The following is a 15316-nucleotide window of genomic DNA, read 5'->3' as shown; positions in this document are numbered from 1 at the left end:
GGCTTAAAGCCGGCAGAAGGCGATGGCAGCCGGCGGCGTAGTTCTCGTCCTCAAGGCTCACCCATGAGGGTAAAGCTGCCGGTGAAGTTGCCCGAGCTGGCGAGCAGGCGCAGGAGCGTGGCGCGTGCCATCGCGCCCGTCGTCCCGCCCGTGTACTCGATGCCGGACTGGAACAGGTTGCGGGGCGAGCCGTCGTAGAAGTAGCTCTGCCCCAGCATTTCTGGGTTCGAGCCGGTGGCCCCAGGCCAGATCTGGAAGTCGAGGATGCCCTTCGTCGCCTGCCCGCCGTCGGTCGCGGTGAGCATGATGTAGCCGAACGCATCGGGCAGCGATCGGCCCTGGACCGTGCTGCCGAAAGACTGGGTGCGCTGGCTGACGTAGTCGGAGGCGCCCGCCTTGACCCCGCCGGCATCGCCGAACCGGACACCGAAGCTGGCCCCGGATGTGGCGAGTGCGACGTTGGCGCCGCGCAGGCGGAACCGGGAGTAGCCGGCCGGCAGGACGAGATCCGCGGACGCGACCGCCGCGGTGATCAGCCCGTTCGTCGTGCCGTCCACGAGGATCGGCGTGCGCTCGATCCAGTCGGTGACGTAGGCGCTCGGGCCGATCTGGAGGAGCCGCGCCCGCTGATAGGGAAACAGCGCCGTGGTGCCGTTCGTCACCCCGTCGAGCGTGGCGCCCGCCGGCACCGCCAGGGTGACGACGCCGGCGACCGTATTGGCGTTCTTGATCGACCCGGTGCGCCAGCCCGCCCCGCCGTTCGGCGCGGTGAGGGTCGGCGAGCCCGTCAGCAGCGCCGGCCGGTCGAAATCGGTGACGGCCAGCGGTGTGTTGGCGGACGCGACGACCGGCGCCTGCTTCAGGTTGGCCAGGGCTTGGCCGACGCTCGCCACGTCCGACAGGTTGTTGGAGGCCAAGAGCGCGCCGGCGCCGACGAGGCTGGTGTAGCCGGTGGGCCAAGCGCCCGAGGCCTTCGGCCCGTAGAGACGGGTGTTGGCCGTGTCGAGGTAGAAGTCGCCGTTGGCGCCGAGGCTGTTGGCCGGCGCGCCGGAACCGTTCTGGATCCCGTTCCCGGCCGCCCCGGCCGGGGCGAGCGGGAGCCAGTATCCGGCGGCGAGGTCGGTGGCGAAGGACGCCGAGGCGATGTTGGAGACGGCGCAGACGTAGGACCCGCCGTTGACCGAGACGGTCGTGGCGGGCGCCGACGCCACGCACAGGAGCCCCTGGGCCCAAGGCACGATCGGCGCGTAGGCCGCGGGTCCGGCCGCGCCGACATCGCCGCGGGGAATGATGAGGTCGATGACTTGGTTGGGTGCCGTGCCGGAGACGGTCGCGGAGGCGGCGGACCCGGCGGGCCCGGTCAGGATGGACCGGATCGTGAGAACGTTGGCCGGGCCGGGCGCGCCGCCCGGGCCGCCCATGAACAGGCGGCGGCGAGGGTCATTCGACATCGCGCGTCCTCAATCCTGGGGCTGGAACACGGCGCCGTGGGTGATCAGCCCGTAGAAGGCGACCACACGCCGCCCGGTGGCGGGGTCGGCGGCGAAGATGGTGTAGGGGTAGGTCGGGTCGGACGGCGGGCAGGCCGCCATCGTCGCCTGCGGCACCGCCATCGCCACCGTGCCGGCCGGGCCGCCGTTGAGGATGGTCGGGGTCGAGCCGTTCGTCGGCGCCGAGGTCGCCCGCAGCGCGTAGGTGAGCGAGGCCGGCGACAGCCGCGCGTCCAGCGTGAACACGAGCCCGGTGAGATCGACCGGGACCGGAAGGGTGGCCAGCGCGAAACTGTCCCCCACGCTGAGCGCGGCCTGCCCCGCCGCCTGATCGACCCGGAAGGTCACGCCGGCCGCGTAGGCTGGTAGGCCGACGACGCCCTCGCCCGTGAGCGTCCCGTCGAGGTCGGCGACCGAGAGCAGCGTCTGGCCGCCGTTGACCGCGGTGACCGTGGCGATCTGGGCACCCGCGAGATCCGCGCCGGCATCGACCGCGAGGATGGTAGCCGCGCCCCGCCCGACGTTGGCCGCGCCCGCCACCGCGCCACCGGGCCCGGGCTGGGCGATCAGGGGCAGGCCGGCGAGCCAATCGACGAGCTGGCAGGTCGTGAAGTCGTACCGCTGGGGCTGGATCAGGGCGATGTTCGACACGGGCGCCTCGCGGGGGACGGGGTCGGGGCGGGTCGCCTCAGGCCGGGTTGGCGGGCCAGAGGGCCGCGTCGATCTGGGCCGTGGTGGTCACCTGCGGCGGGCTCGCGTTGATGGCCGCGTCGAGCCCGTCCTCGACGTTGAACGCGGCCTGCACGTGCGCGTAGACGGCGAGGGCGATCGCCTTGACCTGATCGAAGGTCAGATCGATCCAGCCGGAGGCGGCCTTGAACTTGATCGAGGTCGCGCCGGAGAGCGCCATGCCGGCGTAGGCGTTGGCGATCATGGCCTGGCTGTCGCGGTCGGTCGCCACCGTCAGCCCGTTGAGCGAGAGGCCGCCGGTCTCGACCGCGAACCGCTTGGCCGCGGCGTAATCGAGGAGCGCCTGGGTCGGCGACACCGGGGGGGCGCTCGCATCGTGGGTCGAGGCCAGCGCCACCACCTTCGCCCAGTCGGCGTCCGACGTGGCGGGCAGCCGGGTGATCCCGTCGTTGTTCCAGGAGCACAGGCCTTCGAGCCCGGCCGCCACGATCTGGCCGGCGAAGGTGAGGCCGATCGGCTTGGCGAACGTGTCCATGAGGTGCTCGCGCGCGAGGGTCGGGCGCCCGGCCCGCTCGATGTGGCGGGCCGGGCGGCGAGGGGCGTGACGGGGCGGTGGGGCCGGCTCTCGGATCCCGCGGATCAGATCGAGCCGTCGAGCCGGATGTACTGGCCGTCGGTGAAGTAGCCGAGGAAGGAGGCCAGCGTCGGCAGGCCGGAGAAGGCCTGCAGGATCGCCATGCCGCCCTCGGAGAAGTCGCCGGAGCGGTCGAACGAGATGTTCGGGCTCGACTGGGCGAAGTAGGTGAAGCCCGGCAGCATGATCCGGGCCGGCCCGGTCAGGCTGGCGACCGGTCCGCGCGCCATCGGCACGAGGAACTTGAGCTTGGCCACGACCTGGATGCCCGACTGGTCCGAGAACGCGTCGAAGTGGGTCAGCGTCTGGAAGAACCGCATCGCGTCCGCGGAGCTGCGGAGGAAGCTCGGCTGGTCGTAGGCGGGCAGCGCCGTGCCGACGTGGGCGCGGGGCGCGGCGATGTCGTAGACGCCGCCCGCGCTCGCCATGGCGTTGGTCTGCCCCGCGGCCGCCAGCACGTTGCCGCCCTGCCAGCCCGGCGCGCCGATGAGCCCGGCGCCGGCCGCCAGCGTGACCACGAGCGACAGGCCGCGCACGCCCTTGGCCGTCTGCCACGCCCCGCTCTGATCGCCCGGGAAGGTGACCGTCTTGAGCGTGCCGGTGGCGCCGTCGGCGGCGACCGTGACGCTCACCGGGTTCGAGCGGGTCGCGCTCGCGCCGAAGCCGTTCTGGACCGCGAGGCTGAACACGGTGCCGGCCGGGAAGCGCGTGTCGAGGCCGACGGTGAGCGGCTTGGCCGCCGCTGTGCCCCAGGCGAGGTCGGCGATGTCAACGCCCTCGATCGGGATGACCCAGCCGAGGAAGTCGTTGGAGCCGGGCGAGGCGTTGGCCGCGTTGACGGCGATGCGCTGCCAGAACGCGCCGCCGCTGGCCGAGGGGCCCGGGATGCGCTGGACGGAGGCTGCCCCGTTCTGACCGACCCGCAGGGCGTAGGTGCAATCGGAGGCGAAGGTCGCCACGCCCGAAGCCAGCGCCAGGGCGGGCGAGAAGTTCGGGGTGCCCGGGTAGGACGACAGGGTGTCCGGCAGGACGCGCAGGACGGAGAGGAAGCCGGGATCGTAGACCCGGTTGCGGCCGGAGGCGCTGGGCGCCGCGCCGCCGCCCGAGGCCTGATCGCTGGCGACCCGCTCTGCGAACCGCCAATTGCCGCTGGTGTCCTCGTAGAACGGGAACGGGATCCCGACGGGCACGTCGCCCACGGCGGGCGCCGTGCCGTCGCGTTTGAGCAGCGGCGCGATCTTGGCTCCGGTCGCCGTGCCGATCCCCGTCACCGTCAGGCTGACGTTGGTCGAGGTGTTGGTCTGCGAGGCGATGCCCCACATCCGCATCCACGGCTGGAGGTTCGCCAGATACGGGCGCGGGGTGAAGCTCGGATCGACGCCCGCGCCGATCGTGCCGTTGAGCGCGTTCGGGTTGGCGCCGAGGGAGCCGACCCAGATGCCGCGGCCGATGTCCTGGGCGAGCTGGGTGACGTCGTCGTTGGTCGGCAGGTTGCCGGCGGCCAGATGCGCGTTCTGCAGTTCGCGCTGGGTGTACTCGATCGCGCCCTTGGGCACCTTCGAGCCGTCGGTGCCCGCGGGCACGTTGAGCCCGACGTAAGGGTCGTCCGTGCCGGTTGCACCGGAGGGCGGCAGGTAGCGCGACACGGGCGGATCTCCGGGCGTGAGGGCGTGCGAGCGCGCGGCCCTCGGCGGCCGGCGGCTCAAGCGATGGCGGGGCGCGGGCGGCGGGCTCGGGCCGTCAGAGGTCGAGGCGGAACACGAGCACGGTGTGGGTCGGGCAGACGCGGTCGAGCACGCACATGAGGTCGGCCGGCGTGATCAGCCCCTCCAGCGGGTCGCCCTGGCCGGGGACGCCGGTGAGCTGATCCCCCACCATCGAGTCCTCGGAGAGCACGCCCTCGTCGATCTTGAAGAAGGTCTCGCCGAGCGCGGCGACGTGGACCACCCAGTATTTCCACGCCGTCTCGTCGCAGAGCGGCACGAGGCGCGCGGCGGTCAGGGGATCGAGCGGGCGGACCTGCACGCCCTGGGGCGTGGTCATCAGCGAGTCCTCGGCCAATTCGCTCGCGTCGATCGCGAACTGGTCCGGCTCCTCGATCGTGATCGTGTAGCCGAGCGAGGCCGCCAGACACACCATGTAGGCGCCGGACTGACCGCCGACGCTCGCGTATTTCGAGCGCACGGCGGCCAGCCGGGCGGGGGTGCCGCCCTGCCCCGAATTGCACGGGTCGGGCAGGCCCAGCTCCCGCTCCCAGTCGGGCAGCGTGAACGTGATCGCGCTCGGGAACACCTGCGTGGCGGCGGTGAAGTCGAGGCCGAGGTGATCGGCCGCCCAGGCGGCGAGCGCCCGCCAGACGCCGCGCTGGACGGGGGAGGCGCCGGAGCCGTCGCCGACCTCGTCCGTGCCCCAGGCCGGCCCGCGCGGGGTCAGCGCGAGGATCTGCGGCAGCAGGCTGTCGGCGGTCGGCTGCGCCTCCAGGTCGAGGACGGAGGGCGGCACGGCAGGCAGGCCGGCGCAGGGCCAGCCGCTCGGGATGTCGGTCACGCGGGCGGCCCCCGTCAGGGTTGGTAGGCGATCGAGCCCAGCACCGGCAGTTGGCCGCTGGTGAAGATCAGGTCGCCGGGGCCGACCAGGTCGTGGCTGTCCTCGCCGGTCGCCCGGGAGATCGCCTCGTCGAGCCAGGAGGCGCTGAACGCGAAGGCGGCCGACGGCGTGCCGGGCTGGGCGCGATCGACGAAGGTCGCGGCGACCTCGGCCTCGATCGAGGCGCGGATGTCCGGGGTGTCCGGGTAGAGCTTGCCGATGACCACGTCGACCGGGGCGGCCTCCGGCGCGGAGACGAACACGCGGGCGGTCACCGGGCGGCGCAAGCTGGCGCCCTGATAGGTCTCGTCGATGTAGGCCTGGGCGGCGGCGACCTGACCGGCCGACGGGATGCCGTTCGGCTGGTCGGTCACGATGAACTGGATCCAGACGGCGCGGGCATCGTTCGAGAAGCTGTCGACGTAGACCGCGCGGGCGGTCGGGACCGCCGCCTGCACCCACGTGACGTAGTCTACGCCGGCCCCGCCCTGCGGCGGGTTGCGCTTGCGGTAGAGCACCACAGCGCGAAACGCCTCCTTGTCCTGCGCGTCGGCGCCGCCGGACAGGCCCGAGCCGTCGGCCGCGGCCGCGACCGTGCAGGTCTTGGCCATGCCGGGCGGGCCGTCGTCGGGGTCGACCAGAGTGAGCACCGTGCCGGCGGGCGTGTTGCCGGCAGCACCGGCCGCGTCGGCCTCCAGGGTCAGGGTGACGCTGTTGCCGGCCGCGGACGCGGCGGCCGCGGTGGTGAAGGTCGCCCCGTCCCCGCGGGCGTACTGCAGGCCGGCGGGCACGGCGGTGTTCGGGGGCGCGCTCGCGGTGGCGGTGCCGAGCGCGGCGGTCGCGGCGCCGGGCTGCAGGCCCAGCTCGAAGCCGTGGCGGATTAGCCAGGGGTAATCGGCCGTCGAGGCGAATTGCTGGCGCACGAGCCACGCGCGGCGCTGCTCCAGCTCGAAGCCGGCGAGCGCCAGCACCTTGCCGAACACCGTGAAGGTGTTGGCCCAGACGCTGGCGACCGCGCCCTGCACCGACTGGGTGAAGTAGCCGCGCGCGAGCTGCGACAGCGCGGAGAGGCTGCGCACGGGGTAACCGGCCATGTCGTCGAGCCCCTTACGTCAGACCCTGCCGCACCAGATCCCAGAGCGGTTCGAATTTCCCGGCGAAGAGCCGCGTGCCGTCCCGGGCGTAGAGCCCGACGTCGAGGATCGCGCGGTCGGCGATCAGATCGACCGCGCAGGATGCGGTCACGGTCGCGACCGCGGCCTGCCCGACCAGCGGGCGCAAGGTCCGGCGCGCCTCAGCCTCCAGCTCCAGGCCGATCTGCGGGGACAGCTCCGCGCGGCGGTAGACCCAGAAATACGAGCCGAGCGCGGCCTCGCCCTGGGCCGCCTGCACGTCGAAACCGTCGCCGGGCCAGCCGCGGGCGTCCCTGATGCCGAAGCGCCGCAGCAGCGCGGGCGGCGGGGCTGCGTCGGTCCACATCAGCATGTGGACGGCGGTGGCCAGCGGCATGCGCGCGACGAGGCCGCCGGTCCCGCCCTGCGCCTGACTCGTGGCCACCGCGAAATCGTAAGCCACGCCGTACTCGCCGGGCACGCAGGGCGTGCCGTCGAGCCGGAGCATGACGAGGTCGGGCGGGAGCGTCGCCGCGCCGAGGTCGGCCAGCGGCGTGATGTCGAGCTGCATGGCGCCCCGCAGGTGATGAGCGGTCTCAGGTGACGGCAAACACGCGGGAGGACGGCCCGTTGGCCGTCATCACGGGCGCGGCGTTCTGCTCGCCCCCGAGGTAGACCTTGCCGCCCTTGAGCACGACCTCGGTGCCGTCGGTGAGCCGCACCGTGGTCTGGTCATGGCCCTCGACCACGGTGGCGTTCTTGCCCGTGACCCGCAGCTCCTTCTGGACCAGCGAGATCAGGTTGCCGTTGGCATCGTAGAGCGCCGAGGAGCCGACCTCGCGCTTGCGCGGGCGGTAGCGCGGGTCCTCGCCGCCGAGGAAGGCGTTGAGGGTGCGCCCGCCGTAGCCGAACTGCAGGGCCATGCCGTGGCTGCCCTGAGGCACGTTCGAGTGGAAGCCGAACGGCTGGAGGCGGTGGACCTTCTTCAAGGTCTCGCCGTACTGGCCGAGCAGCGTCACCGTCTGAAGGTCGCCCGCGTCGTCGGCGTCGACGTGCTCGGCCCGGAACAGTCGCCCCAGCGCGTGCATCAGGCGTGCCCCGTCTTTCCGTAGCTGCCGTAGTCGACGAGCGCGTCGTCGAGCTTGTCGTCGTCGAGCCCGGCGCCGAAGTCCGAGCCCTCCTCGCCGCCGCCGCCGCCCGCACCCGAACCGGAGCCCTTGCCGGCCCCATCGCCGCCGAGCGTGCGAGGGTCGACCAGCGTGAGGTCCGCCCAGGTGCCGGCCTCGGCCTCGCCCTCGCCCGCGGTCTGGTTGAACACCACGGTCGAGATCGCGAGGTCCTGGTCGATCTCCTCGTCGTCCCACTGGACGGCGACGAGGTGACCCGGCTCCCAGAGCTTGCCCGCCTCGTCGCGCCACGTGGCGACCTTGACCTGGATCGAGATACCGGAGCCGGAGCGACGCAGCATCTCCCAGTCGGCGCGGCGCTTCAGCTCCTTGTCGACGTGGTCACCCTCGTGGTGGACGATCAGCGGGCGGTGGCGCCCGACGCTGTCGTCCTCGGCGGTCTGCTCCTGGCGCAGCGCGTCCGCGCCGGCGCCGAGCGCGCGCTGGCCGCGCACGTGGACCTTCGAGCGCTTGTTCTCGATCGTGCAGTTGAGCTTCCACCGCTTGCACGGCGCCTCGCCGTGCGCGAGCACGCCGGTGTGGCGGTTCTTGCCGGCGCGGGTGATCTTCACGCCGCCGTCGGGCTGGCCGGTGAGCAGGACGCCGCAGTGGCGCGCCTCCCGCTCCAGCGTGCCGAACATCGACTCGCCCGGCACGAGCTGGATCGCGCGCAGCTTCGACAGCACCTGATCCGAGGTGAAATTGATCCCCCACTCGTCGAAGGCCTTGGCCGCCTCCAGCAGGGTCTTGTTCTCTTCCAGCCCGGTCTTGTGCTTGACCGGCGGGCAATCGATGGCGTCGCCCGCCTTCGACCGCCCGGAGATCCCGACCTCGTGCGAGCCGGGTGCGCTCTCGACCTCGTAGTCGTCGGCGTAGCCGGTGCAGAGCAGGTCAGCCTTGGCCGCGCTAAACGACCCGAATGCATCCTCGCCGTCGAGCGGCGCGGTGAAGATCTGGACCTGCTTGCCCCGCCGCACGAGCCGGGCCTGGTCGGACCACGCCGGGTTCGAGGCCTGTAGCGAGAAGCTGATCGCGGCAGCCTTGGCCGAGCGCGTGACATGCACGCCCTGCCAGCCCTGCAGCGCGTGCCCGTCGACCGCGAGGGTGACGAGTTCCGGTTGAAAGCCCATGGTGCCCTCAGGGTCGGCGTGGTCGGGGTCAGCGCGCCGACGGGGTCAGCGCCTCGAAGGCGGTGGGCATGAACAGGCTCGTGCCGCAGCTATTCCGCGCGACCAGATCCGTGGCCCGGGACGGGTCGCGGTAGAGGCCCCAAGCGAGCGCGGTGGACGGCATCGAGCGCGCCGTGGTCACCCGCGCGATCGGCTGGAGCGTCGAGGCCTCTGCCACGAGGAAGGCGCTGGTCTCCCGCGCGGCGGTGCCCAGCACTTCCAGCGCGGCTTGGCCCAGGGCCGCCGCGATGCGGTCGCTCGCGCCGTCCATGGCGGCACCGATGCGGGCGCGGGCGGCGGTGGCCGACTGCCGGTCGGCGAAGTCGGTGCGGGCCTCGGCGAGGAAGGCCTCGCCCAGCGCCGCGGCCTCCACGCCGACGCACAAGGCGCGGGCCAGCGCGTAGGCCTGGGTCAGGGCGGGGGAGGCCGAGGTCGGCGCGCACCCTTGCGTGGCGGCCGCCGCCGCGTAGAGGCCGGCGGCCGCGTCCGCGGGGGCGCAGTCCCGGGCGAGCGATTGGAGGGCGCCGACGAGGGCGCCGACGATCGCTGCGGCGGCCCCCAGGGTCACGAGGCGCGGCGCTTGAATGAAGTTGACCCGGCGCGCGGTGGCGACCGCCGCCTGCGCGGAGGCGGCCGGCACCGGCAGCGTCCGGGCAAGGTCGTCGAGCACGCCAGCGAGCGCCTGCGCCGCCACCGCCGCGCCGGCGAGGGCCGAGGACGGGGGCGAGGCCATGCGGGCTCCGATCTCAGGGCGAGAGGGGCAGACCGATCGGGGGCAGGAAGCCCGCGATCGGGTCGGGGATGAAGCTCTCGATCGCGTCCGACACCACGTCGGCCAGGGTGTCGAGCGCGCCCTGCGCGATGCGGTCGCCGATCGGGATGGCGGGGTAGCCGCCCTGGCCGCCGGCCGCGCCGCCGGCCTCGACGAACTCCAGATCCAGCGCGGCCTTGCCCTGCTGGCTCTTGTCGAAGTTCCAGGCGGCGTTGACCGGCCGGACCGTGACCGGCCGCGTCATCGGCAGGATCAGGTCGCCGGTCCCGCCGGTCGACATCTCCTCCAGGAAGGCGTCGGCTTGGGTGTCCGCATCGTCGCCTACGATGTAGGCGGTGACGCGGTAGCGCCGGACCTTGCGGCCGGTGTCCTCGGTGTCGTGGACCTCGGCCCCGGCGTAGGTGTGGACGGCGACGAAGCGGCCCGCGCCGTCGCCGCCCTCGCGCTCGACCTCGAACGGCAGCCCCCGGAACGAGGCGCCCGGGACCGTCTTCGGCCAGTTGCGCATCTACCGCGTGCCTCCGGGCAGGAGCTTCATCAGCTCGGCGGCGATCTCGCCCGGCAGGTCCCGCTCGATCGTGTCGAGGAAGGCCTTGCGGGTTTCGCCGTCGACCATCTCGTAGGGGATCCAAAGGCCCGACTTCTCGACGCGCAGGTCCTCCTTCCGCCCCCACTTGCCGGAGGTCGAGTAGAACACCTGCCCGTTGAGCCGCCGGACCATGTGCCGATTGGGCGCCTTGCCCGACCGGCGGAAGTAGTGGCCCGACAGCGTCTCGACGTGGCCGCGCTCGGTGTACTGGACGCCGCCCGCGACCTCGTGCGCCCCGAAGTAGCGCAATGACACCTCGCCGCCTTTGGTCCAGAGATAGCCGCGCGCCCCGTTCATGGGCGAGGCGCGGGCCATCTGCACCGCCTTGACGATGATGCGCTTGGACAGACCCGTCTGCTGGACGAGGGCGGGGATGACCCGCGCCTTCGTCTTGGTCAGCACGCGGTTGACCACGAGCGCCTGCGCGTTCGGGAGCTTCGGCCCGAAGGCCGAGAGATCCCGGGCGAGCCGGGCGATCGCCGCGTTGTCGGCGGACACGTCGAGCATGGCCGCCTCCCCGCGGTGATCGGGAAACCGGGCGGCTACCCGATCTCGGTCTGCGGCATCGACACGCCGACGTTGCCGCGGACCGGCCCGTCGGTCTGGATGCGCATGCGCTTTGTCCGCGTGGTCAGCCCCGGCGCCGCGTTCACCTCGACGGTGTGGTGCGAGCGCCAGGACATGTCGCCCAGCCGGTCGATGTGCCGGCCGAGGTCGGCGACATGCTCGCGCATCTCGCTATGTCCGCCCGCGCCCGCCTTCGGCGCGTCGGGCACCGCGCGCTCCGGCATCCGCGGCGACCCGCCCCCGCTCGTGATCGAGCGGATCGAGCCGTCAGGCATTTTCATCGTGCCGTCGCCGAGGTCGAGCCCTTCCTTGCCGTCGAGCCCGCGCACGAGGTGTGGGTCGAGGGCGGCGGGATCCTTGGCCGGGGCCGCACCAGGGAGATCCCTGGCGGCGACGGGGCCGGCGACGGCATCGGCGCCGAACCGCGCCCGCTCGCCTCGGCGCAGTGCGCTGGCCACCTTCGGCGTCCAGTTGCCGATGCCGCTGCCCCGCAGCAGGTACAGAGCGACGCGCGCCTGATCGGCGTGGCTCGCGGACATGGCGTTGGGTGCCGTGATCCCGAGTTTCGGCGCGATGTTGCGCCAGTTCGTGTTGGTGATCTGGTAGTAGCCCTGCGCGGTGTGGCGCCGATCAAACATATAGTTCGGGACGTTTCGACCGCCGCTCTCGTACTTTTGGATGATCCCGAGCTTGTTGCGCTCGGCGTCGCTCGCCTGAACCGATGCGGGGATCTCCAGCGCCGATCCGCCGCCGCCACCGCCGCCGCCGCCACCCGATCCACCGCCCAGGCCACCGCCCAGGCCGCCGCCCAAACCACCGCCGCCCAGGGAAGCCTTGCGGATCATGCCGCCGAGGCCACCTTCGCCGCCGCCGAAGCTCGCCGTCTGGATCCCGGAGCCGCCACCCATGCCCGAGCCGTCGAAGCTCATCTGCAGCGGGATCGCGATGCCCTGCTTGAAGATCCGGGACAGCGCGTCGAACAGGCTCTGCGCCTGATCGACGACCTCCGGGGCTTTCTCGCGGATGCCGGTCTTGATGCCGTCGCCGGCCTTCTGTCCGGCTTCCGTGCCCTTCGCCTGCGCGGCCGTAGCCAACTCCGGACCGAGCCCCGGCAGCTCGTCGCCGGGATTGAGCGGCGCCGCCCCCTTGCGCGCCTCGGCGAGGCCGCGGGCGTACCGGTCGGCGTCGCGCTTGGCCAAGGCCTCGGGGCTCATAGCGCCGCCGAGCCCGAAGCCGTTCAGTCCCGATCCGCCGAGTTCCAAGGGGGCGTCCGGCCGGGTCAGCGTCATGCTCGGGATCGCCTTGGTGCGATCGCCCAAGAACTTGTTGCCGAAGTTCGGGTCGAGGAAGTTGAGCCCCGAGCGCAGCAACCCATCGTCGAGGTTCGGCATCTCGAAGATGTGGTGCTCCTGCGCGGCCTCGGCCAGCGGTTCCAGCGCGAGCGCGCCGGCGACGTTGAGGCCGAACTTCGCGATCCGCCCGAACTTCCCGCCCTTGACGCCGGCCTTTCCCGGCACCTCGCCGGGGACGCCGGGCAGACCGCCCGAAGCGCCGAGCTTCACGGCCGCCGCCTCCAGGGCGAGCGCGGAGTGGTCGAGCGCGACGGCCGAGCCCTTCAGACCGAAACCGCCGTTGAACGCCTTCCACATCGCGACCGAGGCCGCGCCGGAGCCCAGCAGGCCCGCGGTGGCCGCGGCCGGCGCGACCGCTTTGGCGAGGTCCGGATGCTCCTTGTTGAAGGCGGCGAGCCTCACGGACCAGCCGGAGATCGCGGTGGCGACATCGTCCAGGCCATGGGCGGCCTGCACCATGATGGGCGCAGTGACGACGCCGAGGAAGGTCTCCAGCGACTTCGACACGGCACCCATCGCCGCGTTCGGGTCGGACCTGTTGTACTTCGTCCCGTCGAGGCCGCTGGCCTCCCCGTACATCCGGGCGTGCGCCTCGAAGCTCTCCCGCTGCTGGATCAGCTTGGCGATGACGTTGGCGCCGGTGCCGGTGAAGTTCTTCTGCGCCCAGGCGAGCTGATCGTTTTCGGATTTGATGCCGTGGCTCTCCAGCGCCGGCAGCAGATAGGTGTAGACCCATTTGTCCAGGTCGGAGGCCGCGAGGTCGTCGCCCTTCACCGCATGCTTGACGCCCGCCTTCGTGCCCTTGACCTCGCCGGTCTTGAGGATGTCGAGGTTCTTGGGGTCGATCAGCCCGACGCGCGCGAACTCCTTGGCCTTGGAGTGCAGGTTCTGCATCCCGCCGACGATCTGCTTCGTGGCGACGTCGATCGAGTTGCCGGCGGTCGAGCCGCCCAGTTCCTGGCCCAAGGATTGGGCCGTGGTCATGATGAAGCGGTCCGACCAACGCCCGCCGGACGTCTTCGAGTACTTCTGCATCTCATAGATGCCCTCCGGGGTCACCGTCGAGCCCATGACCTGCATGGCCTTGATGTAGCCGTCGAGGAGCTTGGTGAACCGGGCCGGATCCTTGGCCGCGCCGATCGCCTCCGCTCCCTTGACCAGCATGTTGAGGCCGTGACTGGCCGTGCCGGTCTTGTCGTTGGCGTCGAGGAGGGATTTCGCCCGCACCATCGGGTCGATGATGTGATCGACCTCGTGCGGGTCGGTCATCACCGACCGCATCTCCTTCCAGAGTTCCATCACGGAAGCCTGGGTGACGTTCTTGTACTGCGCGGCCAGCCGCAGCGACTCGTCGGTGATGTGCTGGCGCTCGCCGAAGCCGATGCCGGCCTTGGCCATGTTGACGCGCTCGCTCTGCACCTCGGCGCCGGCCTTCAGGGCGTGCCCGATCACGTGGGTGACGCCGTGGACGCCGACCGCGCCGGTGGCGAGCGCGCCCGCCGCACCGACCACGCCGTGCTGGCGCATGTGCTTGGCGGCCTCGGCCTGCTCTTGGGCGTGGTGGCGCGCAGTGCGGGCCGCCTGCTCCTCGACGCGGATCTGGCGGCGCATCGCCTCCGAGGTCCGGTCGAACTCCTGCGCGAGGTGGCGCTGGTGCTGTTCGAGTGCCTGCAGCGGCACGTTGACGGCCGTCGCAGCCTTTTCGGTCTCGTGCAGCGCCCGCGTCTGCTGCTCGTAAGCTCGCGTGGCTTGGGCGACCTCGCGAGCCGCGGACTTCTCGGCCTTCTCAGCCTGACCGAGGGCTTTGGCCGCCTCGGTCATCTGCTTGGCCAGCTCGGAGCCCTTCGCGGGCTTCACACCCTCGAAGGCCGTGAGAGCCACGCGCGCCTTGTCGAGCGCGGTCTTCGCATCCCCGTAGGCCGCGGTAACCTTGTGCAGGTTGGCCTCTGCCGTGGCGGCAGCGCTTCTTGACCCCATCACCGCGTTGACGGCGGCCTGGCTCTTCTCGACGTCGAGCAGCGCCTTGGCGACCCGCTCGGCCCCCTTGGACACGCCCTTGCCGGCCTTCTCGGCCTGCTCGTAGGCCTTGACCACCTGCATCACGGCAGCCGACGCACCCGCGTCCTTGCCGCCCAGGACGAGCTGCGCCTCTACCGTCTTGATCGGCATGGTGGGCGCTCCCCGTCAGCGGCCGCGCCGCACGCGCCGCAGCGCCTCCTCGCGTTCCTGCGCGCGGCGCTCGGCGTGCTCACAGGCCTGGGTGTGCTCGTAGATCAGGTCCTCGACCGTCAGATCGAGGATGTCGCCGTTTCGCCAGCCGAAGTCGTATCGGAGTTCGCTGGCGAGGTCGTCGAGCCATCGTCCGCGGGGCGCCGCTCCAGAAGCGGGTCCGCGTCGAGGAAAAAATCCAGGATCGCGTCCTTGACCTTGTTTGTGTCTTCGATCCCGAGCAGGTGCAGGTCGGTCGCGGCGGCCTTGCCCTCACCCGTCACGAGCAGGCGCTCGGCGTAGGCCTGGACCCGCTCCCAGATCGGCACGATCTGGTAGAAGCCGGGGCGGGCCGGCGAGGGTGCGCGGACGTAGGGCTCGCCGCCGACCTCCATGATCGCCCGCCACGTCGGGTCCTTGAACGCCAGCTCGCGGATGACGGCGTGGCCCACGATGGGCTTCGAGAGCGCGATGGTCTTGGTGGCCACGGGTCAGTTCCAGTCGCTGGCGTCGCGGGAGGGGTGAGGGCCGGAGGCGCCGACCTCAGACCGCGGCCTGCCGGTAGGCGTCGGACTTGAGCGACACGCCGGAGACCTCGCCGGTCTCGGTGTCGATCGTCGGCTTGCCGACCTTGGCGGCGGCGGTGAGGTAGTGGGTCACGCCGGCGTCCATCTCGACGATGGTCACGTTCTCGTCCTTGAGCATGAAGTCCTGGGTCCAGGGCAATCCCCTGCCCCGGTCGAACGACAGCTGCACGGCGGCCAGCTCGGGCTTGACGGTCTTGTAGCCCTTGCCGGACCAGTTGACGCCGGCGTCCACGCTCACGAGCGAGGGATCGACCTGGCACTTGCCGCGGCAGTCGTAGGTGGTGCTGCCGATGGTGACCTGGAGGCGTCCGCCCTGTGTATCCACGGGTCAGCCCTTTCGATGCGGATGTTGCGGGGATCGGCGCGAGGCGCCGGTTACGGGGGCGCCCGGCGC

The 15316-nt window shown here is 71.9% G+C and carries 15 protein-coding genes; all 15 read right to left on the bottom strand.

Annotation, left to right across the window (positions count from 1 at the left end; translation table 11 throughout):
* Positions 1-50: 50 nt before the first annotated feature.
* Positions 51-1451 carry a hypothetical protein gene (locus tag AC3IF3_RS20820; protein ID WP_489230156.1) on the bottom strand — a complete coding sequence of 467 codons (1401 nt, stop codon included), beginning with the start codon at positions 1449-1451 and terminating at the stop codon, positions 51-53.
* A 9-nt stretch (positions 1452-1460) separates the two neighbouring features.
* Positions 1461-2141 (bottom strand): hypothetical protein, encoded by a 681-nt coding sequence (locus AC3IF3_RS20815; protein ID WP_489230155.1) that lies wholly within the window; start codon positions 2139-2141, stop codon positions 1461-1463.
* Between the two features lie 37 nt (positions 2142-2178).
* Complete coding sequence (locus AC3IF3_RS20810; protein WP_489230153.1) at positions 2179-2715, bottom strand: DUF4376 domain-containing protein; 537 nt, start codon at positions 2713-2715, stop codon at positions 2179-2181.
* A 104-nt stretch (positions 2716-2819) separates the two neighbouring features.
* Positions 2820-4460 carry a hypothetical protein gene (locus AC3IF3_RS20805; RefSeq protein ID WP_489230152.1) on the bottom strand — a complete coding sequence of 547 codons (1641 nt, stop codon included), beginning with the start codon at positions 4458-4460 and terminating at the stop codon, positions 2820-2822.
* A 94-nt stretch (positions 4461-4554) separates the two neighbouring features.
* Entirely contained in the window at positions 4555-5361 is an 807-nt protein-coding gene (locus tag AC3IF3_RS20800) for a putative phage tail protein (protein WP_489230151.1), read from the bottom strand.
* 14 nt (positions 5362-5375) lie between these two features.
* Entirely contained in the window at positions 5376-6494 is a 1119-nt protein-coding gene (locus tag AC3IF3_RS20795; protein ID WP_489230150.1) for a baseplate J/gp47 family protein, read from the bottom strand.
* Positions 6495-6507: 13 nt separating this feature from the next.
* A complete protein-coding gene (locus tag AC3IF3_RS20790; RefSeq protein ID WP_489230149.1) occupies positions 6508-7083 on the bottom strand; it encodes a phage GP46 family protein in 576 nt (191 codons plus the stop codon).
* Between the two features lie 25 nt (positions 7084-7108).
* Positions 7109-7600, bottom strand: coding sequence for a phage baseplate assembly protein domain-containing protein (locus AC3IF3_RS20785; protein WP_489230148.1), 492 nt, complete (start codon positions 7598-7600; stop codon positions 7109-7111).
* Entirely contained in the window at positions 7600-8808 is a 1209-nt protein-coding gene (locus AC3IF3_RS20780) for a phage baseplate assembly protein (RefSeq protein WP_489230147.1), read from the bottom strand. Before AC3IF3_RS20780 ends, AC3IF3_RS20785 begins: the two co-directional genes overlap by 1 nt.
* Positions 8809-8836: 28 nt before the next feature.
* The gene (locus tag AC3IF3_RS20775) at positions 8837-9580 is read right to left on the bottom strand and encodes a hypothetical protein (protein ID WP_489230146.1); all 744 of its coding nucleotides are present in this window, start codon (positions 9578-9580) and stop codon (positions 8837-8839) included.
* Positions 9581-9593: 13 nt separating this feature from the next.
* Positions 9594-10127, bottom strand: a complete 534-nt coding sequence (locus AC3IF3_RS20770; RefSeq protein WP_489230145.1) for a DNA circularization N-terminal domain-containing protein — start codon at positions 10125-10127, stop codon at positions 9594-9596.
* Positions 10128-10715, bottom strand: a complete 588-nt coding sequence (locus AC3IF3_RS20765) for a hypothetical protein (RefSeq protein ID WP_489230144.1) — start codon at positions 10713-10715, stop codon at positions 10128-10130. It abuts the gene before it with no gap.
* A 35-nt stretch (positions 10716-10750) separates the two neighbouring features.
* On the bottom strand, positions 10751-14296 hold the full coding sequence (locus AC3IF3_RS20760) for a cell envelope integrity TolA family protein (RefSeq protein WP_489230143.1): 3546 nt from the start codon (positions 14294-14296) through the stop codon (positions 10751-10753).
* Positions 14297-14415: 119 nt separating this feature from the next.
* Entirely contained in the window at positions 14416-14823 is a 408-nt protein-coding gene (locus AC3IF3_RS20755) for a hypothetical protein (protein WP_489230142.1), read from the bottom strand.
* A gap of 55 nt (positions 14824-14878) precedes the next feature.
* Positions 14879-15247, bottom strand: coding sequence for a phage tail tube protein (locus tag AC3IF3_RS20750; protein WP_489230141.1), 369 nt, complete (start codon positions 15245-15247; stop codon positions 14879-14881).
* Positions 15248-15316: the final 69 nt, after the last annotated feature.

The organism is Methylobacterium sp. J-118, from assembly GCF_057836565.1.
The sequence above is the reverse complement of the archived record's forward strand: the minus strand, read 5'-3'. Positions and strand labels throughout refer to the sequence as shown.

Excerpts from the sequence above, each read along its gene's own strand:
- AC3IF3_RS20785 (WP_489230148.1), bottom strand. The coding sequence starts at position 7,600 with ATGCACGCGCTGGGGCGACTGTTCCGGGCCGAGCACGTCGACGCCGAC.
- AC3IF3_RS20810 (WP_489230153.1), bottom strand. The coding sequence starts at position 2,715 with ATGGACACGTTCGCCAAGCCGATCGGCCTCACCTTCGCCGGCCAGATC.
- AC3IF3_RS20780 (WP_489230147.1), bottom strand. The coding sequence starts at position 8,808 with ATGGGCTTTCAACCGGAACTCGTCACCCTCGCGGTCGACGGGCACGCG.
- AC3IF3_RS20770 (WP_489230145.1), bottom strand. The coding sequence starts at position 10,127 with ATGCGCAACTGGCCGAAGACGGTCCCGGGCGCCTCGTTCCGGGGGCTG.
- AC3IF3_RS20760 (WP_489230143.1), bottom strand. The coding sequence starts at position 14,296 with ATGCCGATCAAGACGGTAGAGGCGCAGCTCGTCCTGGGCGGCAAGGAC.
- AC3IF3_RS20765 (WP_489230144.1), bottom strand. The coding sequence starts at position 10,715 with ATGCTCGACGTGTCCGCCGACAACGCGGCGATCGCCCGGCTCGCCCGG.
- AC3IF3_RS20820 (WP_489230156.1), bottom strand. The coding sequence starts at position 1,451 with ATGTCGAATGACCCTCGCCGCCGCCTGTTCATGGGCGGCCCGGGCGGC.
- AC3IF3_RS20790 (WP_489230149.1), bottom strand. The coding sequence starts at position 7,083 with ATGCAGCTCGACATCACGCCGCTGGCCGACCTCGGCGCGGCGACGCTC.
- AC3IF3_RS20795 (WP_489230150.1), bottom strand. The coding sequence starts at position 6,494 with ATGGCCGGTTACCCCGTGCGCAGCCTCTCCGCGCTGTCGCAGCTCGCG.
- AC3IF3_RS20775 (WP_489230146.1), bottom strand. The coding sequence starts at position 9,580 with ATGGCCTCGCCCCCGTCCTCGGCCCTCGCCGGCGCGGCGGTGGCGGCG.